The following is a 14577-nucleotide window of genomic DNA, read 5'->3' as shown; positions in this document are numbered from 1 at the left end:
GCCGATCGGCGCCGCCCCTCCTGGTTCGTCCGTCGGCCGGCTCAGGCGGAGATCGCCTGGCGGAGGCCGTCGACGAGCGAGGTCGTCGGGCGGCCGATCAGGCGGGCGAGGGTGCCGTCGGCGTTCGCGAGGACGCCCCGGCGGATGCCGTCGTCGATCCCCGCGACGAAGCCGGCCGTGCCGGCGTCGAGACCGGCGGCCTCGAGCGCGGCGACGTGCTCCTCGCTCGAGACGGGCGTGTACGCGACCTGACGGCCGGTCAGCTCGGATGCCGCGGCGGCGAGCTCCTCGTAGCCCCAGGCGTGCTCGCCGGAGAAGTCGTAGACGGCGCCGAGGTGGCCGTCCTCGGTCAGCAGCGCGGCGAGGCCGGCGGCGAGGTCGGCGCGGGTGGCGCTCGCGACCTTGCCGTCGCCGACGCTCGCGAGGATGGTGCCCGACTCGGCGGCCTGCTGCACGTCGCCGACGTAGTTCTCGGTGTACCAGTTGTGCCGGGCGATGACGGCGGGCACGCCCGAGGCGGCGATGGCCTCCTCGGTCGCCTTGTGGTCGGGTGCGAGCACGAACTCGGCGGTGGTGGCGTTCGGCACGCTCGTGTACACGAGCTTCGCGACGCCCGCTGCCTTCGCGGCGTCGATGACGTTGCGGTGGCCGGCGGCGCGGGCGCCGGGGGCGCTCCCCGAGATGAGCAGCACGGTGTCGACGCCCTCGAGCGCGGCGGCGATGGTCTCGGGGCGGTCGTAGTCGAGCACGGCGGTGCGGACGCCCCGCTCGGCGGCCGACTGCAGCTTCGCGGTGTCGCGGGCGGTGGCGACGAGCTCGGCGGGGGCGACCCCGCGCTCGAGCAGGGCGTCGACGACGAGGCGGCCGAGCTGGCCGGAGGCGGCGGTGACGAGGATGGTCATACGATGGTCCTTTCGGGAGCGCCGGCCCCTCCGGCGTCACCAAGGGCCAACCGGATGCCTCGGCCTTCGCATTCCTTCCGGGGGGTACCCACTTTCCGGTAAGGTACCCACATGCAGGTAAGTCTTGCGGATCTGCGCATCGAACGCCCGAAGATCTTCACCCACGGTTGCCCGACGAGGGTCGTGCTCGACCACGTCATGAGCCGCTGGGGCGTGCTCGTGCTGCTCGCCCTCAGCGAGGGCACGCTGCGCTGGGGCGAGCTGCGCCGAGAGGTCGACGGCATCAGCGAGAAGATGCTCGCCTCGACGCTGCGCACCCTCGAGGCCGACGGCATCGTCGTGCGCACCTCCTACCCCGAGGTGCCGCCCCGGGTGGAGTACGCGCTGAGCCCGCTCGGCGAGGAGCTCATGGAGCGCATGCTGCCCCTCGTCGGCTGGGTCGCCGAGCACGCCGACGGGATCGTCGCCCAGGCCTGACCGCCCCGCCTGCCCCGACGCACCTGCCCCGGCCCCCGGCCCCCGGCCTCGCGCCGGCCCGCCCCCGCCCTGCCCCGCCTGACCCGCCCGCCCCTGCCCTGACCTGCCTGACCCGCCCCTGCCCTGACCTGCCCTCACCATCTGCCAGTTGCACGACGGATGCCTCGACGCGCCGCGCGGCGGGGGCGTGCCGCCGCGTTCGTCGTGCAACTCGCAGAGCGGTCGGGCGAGTTGGGGTCAGTGGTGGGCCGGGGTGGGCCAGGGGGCGGGCCCGAGCGCGGGCCAGGGGTGGGGCCAGGGGCAGGGGGCTCAGGGGGCGGCGAGCTCGCGGTCGATGGCCGCCGACATGCGGGCGGCGGGGCCGGGGACCAGGTCCGGGTCGATCCGCTGGGCGCCCGCGAGGCCGAAGGCGATGAGCAGCAGGCGGCTCGCGGCGGCCGTCCGGTCGCCGGTGCCCGGGATCCGGGCGGCGAGCGAGCGCTCGAGCCCGCGGTAGCTCTCGGCGAAGGCCCCGGCGAACAGCGCGTCGCTCTGCGCGTGCCGCCAGGCATCCGCCCACCTCGCGAGCTCCGTGCGGTCGCCGGCCGCGAACGGGGCGAAGAACGCGTCGACGGAGGCTCGTCCGGGGGTCGGGGTCTCGTGCTCGTACGCCGCGCGCTCGCGGTCGACGTAGGCGCGCCACGCTTCGGCGGCGAGCTCGGAGGTGCTCGTGAATCGGTGGTGCACGAGCCCGGGGGAGACGCCCGCTTCGGTCGCCACAGCGCGGGAGGTGACGGCGGCGAGCCCGTCGCGCTCGAGCACGCGGACGGCGGCGTGCAGCAGCTCGGTGCGCCGTTCGTCGCGGGGGAGGTAGCTCATCCCTGAATTGTACAGTCGCCCAAATCCTGCGTAGAGTCGATTTGGACACATGCCCAAATTGGAGGGAGAAGCAGCATGCGCGAACTGAGACCGCGGGAGATCCGCGGATCGATCCGGAACGCCGACGACCGGGTCCGCCGCACGATGCTGCTGCCCCGCGGCCTCGGCGAGCTCGACTGGTCGGTGCGCGACGTGCTCGCCTGGCGCGATCCGCGGGCCCGCCACCGTGGCTACCTCGTGCGCTGGGCGGCCGATCGGCCGGACGGGATGCCGCGTCCGCAGGGGCTGCTGCTCATGATCGCCCGTGCGCCCGGCCGTCCGGACCGCGCGGTGATGTGCACCTTCTGCCGCTTCACCGCGCGCTTCGAGGAGGTGGCGCTCTTCACCGCGCCGCGGGCCGGTGCCGCCGGCGCGCGGGGCGATACCGTCGGCGTGCTCGCCTGCGAGGATCTCGCCTGCCACGCCCGCGTCCGGCAGCCGCCGCTCCGCGGTCCGCTCGACCCGCCCGTGGAGGAGATCGTCGCCGGTCGCGTCGCCGGTCTCGTCGAGCGCACGGACGCCTTCTTCGCCGACGTGCTCGCCTGAGGCATCCGCCCGCCCTGCCTCGCCCTGCGCACCCGCCCCGCCCCCTCCCTGCTCGCCCCTGCCCCGCCCTGCCCTGCTCTCGCCCTGTGTGCGAGTTGCACGACGGCTGCGGCAGCGTGCCGCGCGGGATCGGCGCGTCGGGACGTCCGTCGTGCAACTCGCAGGTCGCGAGGAGTGCGGGACGGCGCGCGACGGATGCGGGTGCGGCGGGGCGACGGATGCGGATGTGGGCGCGGGAGATGGGGGTCTTGACAGCCCGGGAGTGCGGCCCTAGCTTGAGTGGAACTTAGTTTAGCCGGTCACTAAAGGTACTACCGACCTCTCTCCCCGATTGGACCGACATGAAGATCACGCGATCACTCGCGGGCATCGTCGCCCTCGCCGTCGCGCTCGGCGGCGTCCTGTTCACCGCCCCGCCCGCGCAATCCGCCGAGCTCGTCACCGTCATCGACGACGCGAAGACCGGGAAGGGGGACGGCCAGTTCGACTACGGATCCGGATGGTCCACCTCGACCGGCCTCGACACGAGCCGCTGGCAGGACGGCACCGAGCACTGGACGAACGGCACCTCGAGCTTCACCCTCCGTTTCACCGGCACCGCCGTGCGGCTCTTCGGCGTCACCGCGCCCGGTCATGGCATCGCCGCCGTCTCGATCGACGGCGGCCCCGAGGTGCCCGCCGACAGCTACGCCGCCACCCGCTCCTACAAGCAGCTGCTGTTCGAGAGCCCGACGCTCGCCGACGGGGCGCACACACTGACGTACCGCGTCACCGGCGACAAGCACGCCGCGTCGACCGGCATCGGCGTCTCGATCGACGCGGCCGAGGTCGTCGCCCCCGAACCCACCGAGATCGTCGGCGGCATCGTCGACGACGCCACGACGAGTGGCCCGCACCGCTTCGCGTACGGCACCGGATGGGTCGCCGGCACCGGCAACAGCACCACGAACTACCACAACGGCACCGAGCACTGGGCGAAGCCCGCGGGCACCCCGAGCTTCACGTTCACCTTCACGGGTGTGCTCGCGACCCTGCACGGCGTCACCGCGCCCGAGCACGGCCGCTACGGCGTCTCCGTCGACGGCGGCGCCGAGACCGTGGTCGACGGCTACAGCAGCGGACGGCTGTTCAAGCAGCAGGTCTTCAGCACGGGCCTCCTCCCGTACGGCGAGCACACCGTCACGCTCCGGCTCACCGGCGACAAGAACCCCGCGGCGTCCCGCGCCGACGGGCAGATCGACTTCGCGACCGTCTACACCGAGAACGTCGCCGTCACCGGCGTCGAGCTGGATGCCGCACCGCTCCGCCTGCTCGTCGGGCAGCAGTCCAAGCTGAGCGCGAAGGTGCTCCCCGAGGGTGCGATCGAGCGCGGCATCCGCTGGTCCAGCAGCGACGAGGCCGTCGCGACGATCGCCGCAGACGGCACCGTCACCGCGGCCGCCGAGGGCGAGGCCGAGCTCACCGCGACGACCGTCGACGGCGGCAAGACCGCCACCCGCCGGGTGCAGGTCGTCGGCATCGGCTCCGGCCTCGCCGGCGTCGTCGGCGACACGAACTTCCACTACGTCGATCGGAAGACCTTCGACGACTACGAGCGGAAGTACTACGAGGACGTCGTGCAGATGACCGGCACCGCCTGGTCGGCCACGGCCTGGCGCGGCGACCGCGTCAACGGGCAGTTCGTCTTCCGCACCGGCACCGAGGCGCAGTCCGACGTGACCCTCGCCGCGAGCGCCCTCACCGGCCCCGGCGGTGCGTCGATCCCGGCCGAGGAGATCACCCTCGACGTCATCCGCACCGTGCTCGCCGGTCAGGGCAACCCCTCCGCCGGCCGCCCGCAGGAGCGCGTCCCCGACGTGCTCGGCGGCAACGTCCCGTTCGACCTCGCCGCGCGCTCGGTGCAGGGCGTCTGGATGACCGTCGACGTGCCCACCGGCACCGCGCCAGGGAACTACACCGGCACCGTCACCGCGACGAGCGCGGAGGGCGCCGAGCTCACCTTCGAGCTGACGCTCGAGGTGCTGCGGCTCACCCTCCCCGAGCCGAGCGAGTGGGAGCAGTTCATCGACCTCTGGCAGAACCCGTACGCGATCGCCCGCGTCGAGGGCGTCCCGGCGGACGAGCTCTGGACGAAGGCCCACTTCGACGCGATGCGACCGTACTACCGGATGCTCGCCGACGGCGGCCAGGACGTCATCACCACGACCGTGGTCGCCGACCCGTGGGCCTCGCAGACCTACGACAAGTACGGCTCGATGGTGCAGTGGGCGAAGACGCGCGAGGGCGGCTGGGAGTTCGACTTCTCCGCCTTCGACGCCTGGGTCGAGTACATGATCGACGACATCGGCATCGACGGGCAGATCGACGCCTACTCGATGGTGAACTGGGCGAGCCGCATCCTCTACTACGACGAGGCCACCGGCCAGAACGTGAACGCCAAGGTCGACGTCGGCACCGCCCAGTGGAACTCGATGTGGGGCGCCTTCCTCGAGGCCTTCGGCCCGCACCTGAAGGAGAAGGGCTGGTTCGACCGCACCTACATGGCGATGGACGAGCGCGCGCTCGGCGACATCATGAAGGCCGTCGACCTCATCGCCGCGAAGGCGCCCGGGCTGAAGGTCGGGGCCGCGATGAACTACAACAGCCTCGGCGACCCGCGCCTCGACCGGATCGAGAAGATCTCGCTCGGCTCGTACTACGTCGACCTCGGCGACGCCGAGTTCGCCGAGGTGTCCGCGCACCGGCGCGAGCTCGGGCTCATCACGAGCGTGTACAGCTGCGTCGGCCACTTCCCGAACACCTTCACCCGCTCGAACCCGGCCGAGGGCGACTGGGTGCAGTGGAAGACGGTCGCGACCGGCTCCGACGGCTTCCTCCGCTGGGCGTTCGACAGCTTCGTGTCGAACCCGCTCCAGACGACCGACTTCAAGACCTGGGAGTCGGGCGACACGGCCCAGATCTACCCGGGGGCGCTGAGCTCGATCCGCTGGGAGAAGCTCACCGAGGGCGCGCGGGATGCCGAGAAGATCCGCATCCTGCGGAAGGCGAGCCCGGAGGCGTCCGCGACGCTCACCGCGCTCATGGCCGGCATGGAGAACCCGGGCTACGCCTCCGACCCGTTCGGCGGCCGGATCGACCCGGGCGTGGTGGACATCCCCGCGGTCGTGACCGCGCTCCGCGCGACGCTCGACGAGACCGCCCGCGCCTACGCCGCCACCATCCCGGTGCCGGTCGAGCAGGTGACCGTCGACCCGGGCGCGCTCGCGCTCACGGTCGGGCAGCAGGGCGCCCTCACCGCGACGGTGCTCCCCGCCGATGCGAGCGACCCGGCCGTGAGCTGGGCGAGCTCCGACGAGACCGTGGCGAGCGTCGCCGCGGACGGCGGGACCGCGACGGTCACCGCGCTCGCCGAGGGCACGGCCACGATCACGGTGACGAGCGCCGACGGCGGGAAGACCGCGTCGGCGACCGTTACGGTCGAGGCCGCCGAGCCGGAGACGCCCGACTTCACGATCGCCCTGCCGGGCGGCGCGACGCTCGTCGCGGGGCAGCCGGCGCGGGTCGTCGTCTCGGGCCTCGCGGCCGACAGCGCGGTCGAGATCGAGCTGCACTCCGCGCCGGTACGGCTCGCATCGGGGACGGCGGATGCCTCGGGCGTGTTCACGGCGACCGTCACCGTACCGGTGGGAACGCCGGCCGGGGCGCACACGCTGTTCGTGCGGGGGACTGACGCCGACGGAACCGAGGGCGCCCGCGAGCTGCCCGTGACCGTGCGCGCGGCCTCGGTGGATCCGGGCGGACCCGGCGAGCCGGGCGGACCCGGCGAGCCGGCGGGGCCTGGCGGGTCGGGCGACGGCGACCTGGCGTCGACTGGCGTCGCGGGACTCGGCGGGCTCGTCGCGCTCGGCCTCGCACTGGCCGCGTTCGGCACGGTCCTCGTGCTGCGCCGACGCCGGCGGGTGCCCGGTCGAGGCTGAGCGGAGCGCCGTGGTCGACGGCGCGGGCGGTCGTGGCTCGGTGCGCCGCGACCGCCCGGTCGTGGAGGCGGCGGCCCCGATCGGGGTCGCCGCCTCCGTCGCGGCCGCGGTGGGCGCCGCGGTGGGCGTGGGCGCGGCTTCGCGACTTCACTCAGTGGGTAAACTGCGTGGGCCGAGCGCGGGAGCGCCACGTCCGACCCCGTCGAGCCGCCCGGCGGGAGGAGTCACGGTGGAGGCAGCCCCGACCATGATCGAGCGCTTGCGCCGCTCGCCGCTCGGCGCCCAGCCGGGCGAGCAGCTCGACGCGCAGAGCACGATCCGCCGCAGGCACCTCCGGCGCGCACTCGAGCTGATCGCGGCCGACCCGGGGCGCTGCACGCGGGCCTCGATCGCCCGGGACTCGCAGTTCACCTCCGCGACGGCCTCCTCGCTCGTGGCCGAGCTCATCCAACTCGGGCTCGTCGCCGAGTCCGCGCCGCTCGCGAGCACCGGCGGCAAGCGCGCCACCGGGCTCGCGCTCGACCCCGACGGCTTCGTCATCTGCGTGGTGCTCGTCCGCCCGCGCGAGGTGCGGATCGCCCTGATCTCGCTCGACGGCCGCTGGCTCGGCTCCTCGGCCATCCCCGCGAGCGGGCGCCTGGACGCGGCGGATGTCGCGGCCGCGGCGGCGACCGCGACGCGCGACTACGCCGGACGGATCCTCGCGACGTGCATCCAGTCGCCCGGCGTCACGGACGGCCGGACGGTCGTCGAGAGCGTGCTGATGGGCTGGCACGGCGAGCCGCTGGCCGATGTGGTCGAGGCCGCGATCGGCGCCCCCGTGTTCGTGCTGAACGACGCCGACGGCGAAGCGCTCAACGAGTCGGCCTTCGACGAGTCGCGCCGGGTGCAGCGGCTGTTCGTGCGGCTCGGCGAGGGCGTCGGCGGCGCGGTGACGGTCGATGGGGTCGTCGTACCCGGGGCGCACCAGCGCGCGGGTGAGATCGGCCACGTGCGCATCGTCTTCGATGAGGATGCCCCGCGCTGCAAGTGCGGCGCCACGGGGTGCGTCGAGGCGGTGGCCTCCCTCTCCGCGATGCTCGGCGAGGACTACCACGACGAGCTCGACTTCGAGGAGATCGCCGAGCTCGCCGGGCGACCGGGTGCGGACGCGAGGCTCGGCGCCGGCGCCTACGCCCTAGCCCGGCTCCTGCGCATCCTCGCGGCGATGCTCGACCCGCACGAGGTGGTGCTCGGCGGTGCGGGGCCTGCGCTCGGGGACGCGTTCCTCGCGCGGGTGCTCGCGGCATTCGACGCCAATCCGGCGAAGGGCACGGGCGGCGCGGGCATCCGCTACGCCCGGGCGCGCTCGATGCACGAGCGCCTCGTCGGCCCGGCGCGCCACGCGCTGAGTTCGACACTCGGCGTGCCCCTCATCCTGCCCGCGCCGGAGGATCCGGGCGCACCCGAGGATTCGGCGGCGCCCGAGGGCTGAGCGCTCCCGGGTCGCGCCGCTGCGGGGGATGCGCCGCTGCGGGGGTCGCGCCGTCGCGGCATCCGCTCCCTCAGGCGACCCGGACGAGCGCGTCGTGCCAGGCGCGGCGGCGGGCCCGGAGGGCGGCGTCGACGCGGCGCGGACGCTCCGCGCCCGGCGCGCCCTGCAGCCGATCGAGCCCGTGCTGGCGCACGGCGTCCTCGAGCTCGAGGCGCCGCCGGCGGGTGAGCTCGCCGAGCTCCTGGGCGCGGCGGAGCAGTGAGGCGACGGGGACGCCCCAGTGGCGGGCGAGCCCCACGAGATGGTGGAGCTCGGTGACCCGCGGGCGGCGGAGGCCGTCCTGCACGGCCTCGCTCGGAACGAGCAGCTCGTCGGCGAAGCGCACGACGGCGTCCTCGGGGGCGTGCGGGAGCCGCAGATGCCCGAGTTCGTGCGCGAGCGCCTCCCGGCGGTCCCAGGTGGGCAGCGCCGCGTTCAGCACGATGCTCGCCGTCCGCCTCGGGCTCGCGGGGCGGAGGGCGATCGCGGCGACCGAGCCGGGGAGGGCGCGCTCGAGGAGCGATCCGCCCGCCGCCTCGGCGGTGCCGACGAGGTCGGCGACGGGCGCGAGCCCGAGACCGAGCCGCGCGCGCAGCGCCTGCGCGGTCCGCGTCGCATCGGCCGTCCGCGCACCGCCGGGCGTCGCCGCGGGCGCGGCGAGGGGCGAGTCGTCCGGCGCTGGCGCGCCGAGCGCGTCGAGTTCGTGGGCCGTCAGCTGGACCGCGGCGAGCAGCCGCCGTCGTTCGCGCGAGGGGAGCGCGGCGACCGCGACGTCGCGCGGCCGGCAGTCGGACCAGCTCGGCTCGGGGATCGCGGCCCCGTCGGCGAGCGCGGCGGGCGGACAGCCGAGGCTCCGCGCGAGCGATCGCCGGGTCTGGTCGCTCAGCCGGAGGTCGCCGGACTCGATCCGCGACACGGTCGCCTTCGAGAGGTAGGCCGCCGCCGCGAGCTCGGACTGGCTCCAGCCCTTCGCCTCGCGGAGGAGGGAGAGCACCGGGCGGGGGCGCGTCGTGGCATCCATCGCTGCACCTCCGGGTCGCGTGCCTGACCACTTTACTTAGTCAGTGAACTAAGATCAGCCTAGGTGAGTGGACGATGGAAGGTCAAGCCCGTCGGCGGGAGCTGCGAGCATGGAGGGGTGACCCCGCCCCCGACCGATCCCGCCGACTGGCGCGCGGCGCTCGAGGGGCTCGTGCCGCAGCCGACCGGAACGGGCGCCGGTGTCGAGACGGGCCGGGGCGGCCCGGACGGTGCGACGGACGCCGATCGGCGGCCCGGCCCCACGCCGCTCGCGCTCCAGTTCGAGCTGCGTCATCGGCTCGCGCAGCGACCCGGGCAGTGGCGCGGCCCGAAGGACGAGCCCGCCACCCGGCTCGCCCAGCTCGACCGGCTCGCGGTCCGCCCGATGACCCGCGGCGCGCGGGGCGCCTGGGTGAAGCAGGGCCTCACCTGGCAGAACGTCGCCTACCAGGGCGAGGCGGGCGGATACGACCCGGCGCACGCCCGCTGGTTCGCCCAGTTCGCGCTCCTGAAGGGCGGCAATCCGGGCGTCTACACGCCGTACGGCTCGGAGTGGATCACGATCGACGAGTACGAGAGCCCTGTGCTCTGGGTGCTCCTCGCCGAGGCGGCGCGCCTCGGCATCCCGCTCGTCGGCGGCGAGGCGACCCCGACGGTGCGCATCCTCAGCGGCGCCGAGCTCGGTTTCGACGCGGCGGCCGATGACCGCGGCCTGAGTCTCACGCCGGTCGTCCGCTTCAGCGGCCCGCGGAGCCCTGCCGTGCCCGCCCCGCTCGGCGCGGTGCGGGCGGTCGGCCGGCACGGCGTCTACCGCGCGGGCTTCGAGCGGGGCACGATCGAGCTCGCCCCCTTCGCCGAGGCGCCCACCGCGGCGCAGCTCGCGCTCCTCGATCGGCCGGACGCCGTGCGGGTGCCGCAGGCCGAGCTCGCGGAGTTCACCCGCACGCACTACTTCGCGCTCGCGCAGGCGGTGCCCGTCGCGAGCGCCGACGGCAGCTTCGAGCCGCCGCCCGCGCCGCCCGCCGAGCTCGTGCTCGATCTGCGGTACGAGGCCGGCGACGTCGTGCGCGCGGCCTGGTCGTGGCGCTTCGCGGACGGCCGGCTCGCCGCGGCGAGCGCCGACGACGCCGAGGACGGCGAGGGACGGACGGATGCCGAGCGCGACCCCGACCTCGTCGCGCGGGTGATCGACGTGCTCGGCTGGGTGCCGTTCGAGGCGATCGTGCTCCGCGGGGTCGACGCCGCGCGCTTCGTGGCGGAGCGGCTGCCCGAGCTGGAGCGGCTCGCCGAGACCCGCCGGCTCGTCATCGAGGAGCGCGGCGAGCGCCCCGACTACCGCGAGCTCCTCGATCCGCCGGAACTGCGGGTCACGATGGTCGAGTCGCCGAAGACCGACTGGCTCGATCTCGGCGTCGTCGTCACCGTGAACGGCAAGCCCGTGCCCTTCCTGCCCCTGTTCCGTGCGCTCGCGCAGGGGCGCAAGCGGCTCCTCCTCGTCGACCGCAGCTACCTCTCGCTGGAGCTGCCCGTCTTCGACGAACTCCGCGCGCTCATCGCCGAGGCGGAGGGGCTCGTCGAGTGGGAGGCCGGGCTCAGGATGCCCCGCGAACAGGCCCTCGCGCTCTACGCCGACTTCGAGGACCTCGCCGAGTTCGAGGGGCCGGCGCTCGCCTGGCGCGCGCTGCTCGCGGCGATCCGGCCTGGGGCGGATGCCGATGACCCGCGCGGTGCCGATTCGGATGGTGCCGGCTCGGGCGGTGCCGGCGTCCCGGCGATCTCGCCGCCCGCCGGGCTCGCGCTGCCGCTCCGGCCGTACCAGCTCGAGGGATTCCGCTGGCTCGCCCGGATGCGCGCCGCCGGCCTCGGCGCGATCCTCGCCGACGACATGGGGCTCGGCAAGACGGCGCAGGCGCTCGCGCTCGTCGCCCACGCCGTCGAGCAAGGCGCCGGCCCCTTCCTCGTCGTGGCGCCGAGCTCGGTCGCCTCGAACTGGGTGGCCGAGGCGGCGCGCTTCGTGCCCGGCCTCCGGGTCGCCGGGCTCACGACGACCGAGCGCGCCGGCCGCCCGGGCTTCGCCGAGGCCGCGGCCGGCGCCGACCTCGTCGTGACGAGCTACGCCGTGCTCCGGCTCGAGGCCGAGCGCTTCGCCGCGATCGAGTGGGGCGGGCTCGTGCTCGACGAGGCGCAGTTCGTGAAGAACCCGAAGACGCGCGTGCACGAGGCGGCCCGCGCCATCCGTGCGCCCTTCGTGCTCGCCCTCACGGGCACGCCGATCGAGAATCACCTCGGGGAGCTGTGGGCGATCCTCCGGCTCGTCGCTCCCGGGCTCTTCCCGAGCCGCCGCGGATTCGACGAGCGGTACCGCCGTCCCATCGAGGACGACGGCAACGCCGAGCGCCTCGCGAAGCTCCGCCGGCGCATCCGGCCGTTCCTCCTCCGCCGCACGAAGGCGCGGGTCGCGCCGGAGCTGCCGGAGAAGCAGGAGCAGACGATCGCGGTCGAGCTGTCGGCCGCCCACCGGCGCATCTACGACGCGACGCTGCAGCGCGAGCGGCAGAAGCTCCTCGACCTCGTGAAGGACGAGAGCGGGCGCTTCATCCTGTACCGCTCGTTGACCCTGCTGCGGATGCTCGCCCTCGACCCGGCGCTCATCGACGAGACGCACGACGGGATCGGCTCGGCGAAGCTCGACGCCCTGCTCGAACAGCTGGAGGAGCTCATCGAGGAGGGGCACCGGGCGATCGTGTTCAGCCAGTTCACCTCGTTCCTCGGCCGGGCGGCGGCACGGCTCGAGGCGGCGGGCATCCCGTTCGCACTGCTCGACGGCTCGACGCCGCTCGCGAAGCGGGATGCCGAGGCGGCCCGGTTCCGGGCGGGGGAGGCGCAGGTCTTCCTCATCAGCCTGAAGGCCGGCGGATTCGGACTGAACCTCGTCGAGGCCGACTACGTGTTCCTGCTCGACCCGTGGTGGAATCCGGCGAGCGAGCAGCAGGCCATCGACCGGGCGCACCGCATCGGCCGCTCGGAGCGGGTCATCGTCTACCGGCTCGTCGCGGCGGGCACCATCGAGGAGAAGGTGCTCGCCCTGCAGGCGCGGAAGGGCGAGCTCGTCGCCGGGGTGCTCGGCGCGGGACCGGGGGCCGATGTCGAGCCGTCCGAGTCCGACGCGCTCGCCCCCGACGAGGTCGACTTCGCGGAGGCGCGGTTCAGCGCGGACGAGCTCCGCGCCCTCCTCGACGGCTGAGCCCCGCCACTCGCCCCACCGCGCGCCGCAAGACGTCGGTTTCTGCGGCTGTCGAGCGCTGGCGACCCACGAGTACTGACGTCATGACCCGGACTCGGTTGCCTCGCCTCGATCGGCACGGGGGCGGCGCCGGCGTGGCTCCTCGATGCCGATGTGCACGCGCGTGCGGCGGCGCTCGATCACGATCATGAGCGCCCCGAGGCCCCAGAGCGGCAGTTGCGTGAGGAACGCGATCTTGAACGCCTCGAGGGAGTAATCGGCGGGGGTGCCGGCGCCCTGGAGGTCCATCGCGAGGCCGATGAGGAAGATCGCGATGAGCGCCGCGATGAAGCCGCCGCCGTTCACGATGCCGTTCGCCGTGCTCAGCCGGTGGCTCGGGTTGAAGGTGCGCGCGTGGTCGAAGGCGATCATCGAGGCCGGGCCGCCGGTCGCGAGCGCGAGCGCGAGGCCGAAGAGGAGCCACAGCGGCGTCTGCCCGGGCCAGGCGATGACGGCGATCCAGACGAGCGCCTGGATGGCGATGATCGGCAGCACCAGCAGACGCGAGCGGCGCATCGGATGCCGGCTCGAGAGCAGCCCGATGACCGGGCCGACGATCATGCCGAAGACGACGAAGACGCTGATGATGAGCGACGCGGTGGCCGGGCTCAGCCCCTGACCGGCGGTGAGGAACGGGAAGCCCCAGAGCATGCCGAACGCGGTGCCGGCGAAGGGCGTCGTGAAGTGCGACCAGAACGCGAGCCGGGTCGCGGGATGCCCCCAGCTCTCGCGGAACCCTTCGCGCAGGTCGGCGGCCGAGGTCACCATGCGGATCGCGCCGGTCTCGGTGTTGACGGCGACGTCGGCGTCGCGACCGGGCGGCCGGTTGCGGATGACGCCGAAGGTGAGCACCGCGAAGAGCACGCCGAGGCCCGCGAGGCTGCCGAATGCGATCGACCAGCTCGTCGCGTGCAGGAGAGCCGCCATCGGCAGGAGGGCGAGCAGCTGACCGAGCTGCCCGACGATGCCGGTCATCTGCACGATGAACGGCGAGCGCTGGTCGGGGAACCACGTGGCGACGACGCGGAGCACGCTCGGGAAGATCGCCGCGTCGCCCGCGCCGAGGAGCATCCGCGCGAAGATCGCGATGCCGACGTTCGGTGCGAAGGCCATGACGAGCTGGCCCGAGGCCATGAGCAGCATGCCGATCGTGATGATCGGCCGCGCGCCGTAGCGGTCGAGCAGCAGGCCGACGGGGATCTGCATGAGCCCGTAGACGGCGAGCTGGATTACCGCGAACATCGACAGCGTCGAGGCATCCGCGTGGAAGCGCTCGGCCGCGTCGACGCCGACGGCCGAGAGCGAGGTGCGGTTCGTGACGGAGACGATGTAGGCGGCGACGCCGACGGCCCAGACGAGCCACATGCGCCACGGGGCGGCGGCAGCGGCCCGGGTCACCATCCGATGAGCTTCGTGGGGCGCACGTGGAGCACGGTCGAGTAGTCGTCCGTCATCCGGTCGAGCGACCAGCCGAGCCGGTCGAGCCCGGCCCGATACTTCGCGAGGTAGGGCTCGCCGAGCCGCGCCATCCACTCGGCGGAGGACTCCTCGGCGAGCTCGGCGATGCCCTGGAGCACGGTGACGTCTTCGCCCTCCGCGTCGGTCTCGAAGTGCACGAGGACCTTCGGGTCGCGGCGGATGTTGCGGGTCTTCACCGAGCCGGGCTGGATGAGCACCTGGATCGTGCCGCCCTCCCAGAGGAACCAGACGGGCACCGCGTGCGGGAAGCCGTGCCGGTCGATCGTGCCGAGCCAGGCGACCTCCTCGGTGCCGAGCCGCTCGAGCGCCCGCGCGTGCACGGGGTTCGCGGTGTCGAAGACGAGGGGTGCGGATGACTCGGGGAGCGGCGCGGACGGTGAAGCTGGCATCTGGGTGGTGACCTCCGGGTCAAGCCTCGCAGCCGGGCGGGGGCGAGGCAAGCGGGGGTGGGCGAGCGCGCCACTTCTGCGTTGCGGAATGCAA

Annotated in this window: 10 protein-coding genes; 5 read left to right on the top strand and 5 right to left on the bottom strand. The window is 74.0% G+C overall.

Annotation, left to right across the window (positions count from 1 at the left end; all coding sequences use genetic code 11):
- Nucleotides 1-41: 41 nt before the first annotated feature.
- Nucleotides 42-902 (bottom strand): SDR family oxidoreductase, encoded by an 861-nt coding sequence (locus ROT00_RS04240; RefSeq protein WP_404772581.1) that lies wholly within the window; start codon nt 900-902, stop codon nt 42-44.
- Between the two features lie 111 nt (nt 903-1013).
- On the opposite strand from ROT00_RS04240, the gene ROT00_RS04235 reads away from it, so the two are divergent.
- Entirely contained in the window at nt 1014-1379 is a 366-nt protein-coding gene (locus ROT00_RS04235) for a winged helix-turn-helix transcriptional regulator (RefSeq protein ID WP_404772579.1), read from the top strand.
- 309 nt (nt 1380-1688) lie between these two features.
- Here ROT00_RS04235 and ROT00_RS04230 read toward each other — a convergent pair whose 3' ends face one another.
- Nucleotides 1689-2237: a TetR family transcriptional regulator gene (locus ROT00_RS04230; RefSeq protein WP_404772577.1), complete on the bottom strand. Its 549-nt coding sequence runs from the start codon at nt 2235-2237 to the stop codon at nt 1689-1691.
- A gap of 75 nt (nt 2238-2312) precedes the next feature.
- Between ROT00_RS04230 and ROT00_RS04225 the strand changes: the two genes are divergently transcribed.
- The 3 genes from ROT00_RS04225 (at nt 2313) to ROT00_RS04215 (ending at nt 8273) form a co-directional block, all read left to right on the top strand.
- Entirely contained in the window at nt 2313-2822 is a 510-nt protein-coding gene (locus tag ROT00_RS04225) for an FBP domain-containing protein (RefSeq protein WP_404772575.1), read from the top strand.
- 341 nt (nt 2823-3163) lie between these two features.
- Nucleotides 3164-6799 (top strand): glycoside hydrolase domain-containing protein, encoded by a 3636-nt coding sequence (locus ROT00_RS04220; protein WP_404772573.1) that lies wholly within the window; start codon nt 3164-3166, stop codon nt 6797-6799.
- A 229-nt stretch (nt 6800-7028) separates the two neighbouring features.
- Nucleotides 7029-8273 (top strand): ROK family protein, encoded by a 1245-nt coding sequence (locus ROT00_RS04215; protein WP_404772571.1) that lies wholly within the window; start codon nt 7029-7031, stop codon nt 8271-8273.
- A gap of 70 nt (nt 8274-8343) precedes the next feature.
- Here the strand turns inward: ROT00_RS04215 and ROT00_RS04210 are convergent, their stop codons facing one another.
- Entirely contained in the window at nt 8344-9333 is a 990-nt protein-coding gene (locus tag ROT00_RS04210; protein ID WP_404772570.1) for a helix-turn-helix domain-containing protein, read from the bottom strand.
- 117 nt (nt 9334-9450) lie between these two features.
- On the opposite strand from ROT00_RS04210, the gene ROT00_RS04205 reads away from it, so the two are divergent.
- Nucleotides 9451-12576, top strand: a complete 3126-nt coding sequence (locus ROT00_RS04205) for a DEAD/DEAH box helicase (protein WP_404772568.1) — start codon at nt 9451-9453, stop codon at nt 12574-12576.
- An 81-nt stretch (nt 12577-12657) separates the two neighbouring features.
- Here ROT00_RS04205 and ROT00_RS04200 read toward each other — a convergent pair whose 3' ends face one another.
- Both ROT00_RS04200 and ROT00_RS04195 read right to left on the bottom strand, forming a co-directional pair.
- Nucleotides 12658-14016: an MFS transporter gene (locus ROT00_RS04200; protein WP_404772566.1), complete on the bottom strand. Its 1359-nt coding sequence runs from the start codon at nt 14014-14016 to the stop codon at nt 12658-12660.
- The gene (locus ROT00_RS04195; RefSeq protein ID WP_404772564.1) at nt 14010-14483 is read right to left on the bottom strand and encodes a pyridoxamine 5'-phosphate oxidase family protein; all 474 of its coding nucleotides are present in this window, start codon (nt 14481-14483) and stop codon (nt 14010-14012) included. The genes ROT00_RS04200 and ROT00_RS04195 overlap by 7 nt, the downstream gene beginning before the upstream one ends.
- Between the last annotated feature and the right edge of the window lie 94 nt (nt 14484-14577).

It is taken from the genome of Agromyces mediolanus, assembly GCF_044917495.1.
Lineage (GTDB): Bacteria > Actinomycetota > Actinomycetes > Actinomycetales > Microbacteriaceae > Agromyces > Agromyces mediolanus_B.
The sequence above is the reverse complement of the archived record's forward strand: the minus strand, read 5'-3'. Positions and strand labels throughout refer to the sequence as shown.

What these genes read in the sequence shown, in the direction of transcription:
- ROT00_RS04235 (WP_404772579.1), top strand. Translation starts at nt 1,014, where the DNA reads ATGCAGGTAAGTCTTGCGGATCTGCGCATCGAACGCCCGAAGATCTTC.
- ROT00_RS04240 (WP_404772581.1), bottom strand. Translation starts at nt 902, where the DNA reads ATGACCATCCTCGTCACCGCCGCCTCCGGCCAGCTCGGCCGCCTCGTC.
- ROT00_RS04210 (WP_404772570.1), bottom strand. Translation starts at nt 9,333, where the DNA reads ATGGATGCCACGACGCGCCCCCGCCCGGTGCTCTCCCTCCTCCGCGAG.
- ROT00_RS04195 (WP_404772564.1), bottom strand. Translation starts at nt 14,483, where the DNA reads ATGCCAGCTTCACCGTCCGCGCCGCTCCCCGAGTCATCCGCACCCCTC.
- ROT00_RS04230 (WP_404772577.1), bottom strand. Translation starts at nt 2,237, where the DNA reads ATGAGCTACCTCCCCCGCGACGAACGGCGCACCGAGCTGCTGCACGCC.
- ROT00_RS04220 (WP_404772573.1), top strand. Translation starts at nt 3,164, where the DNA reads ATGAAGATCACGCGATCACTCGCGGGCATCGTCGCCCTCGCCGTCGCG.
- ROT00_RS04225 (WP_404772575.1), top strand. Translation starts at nt 2,313, where the DNA reads ATGCGCGAACTGAGACCGCGGGAGATCCGCGGATCGATCCGGAACGCC.
- ROT00_RS04200 (WP_404772566.1), bottom strand. Translation starts at nt 14,016, where the DNA reads ATGGTGACCCGGGCCGCTGCCGCCGCCCCGTGGCGCATGTGGCTCGTC.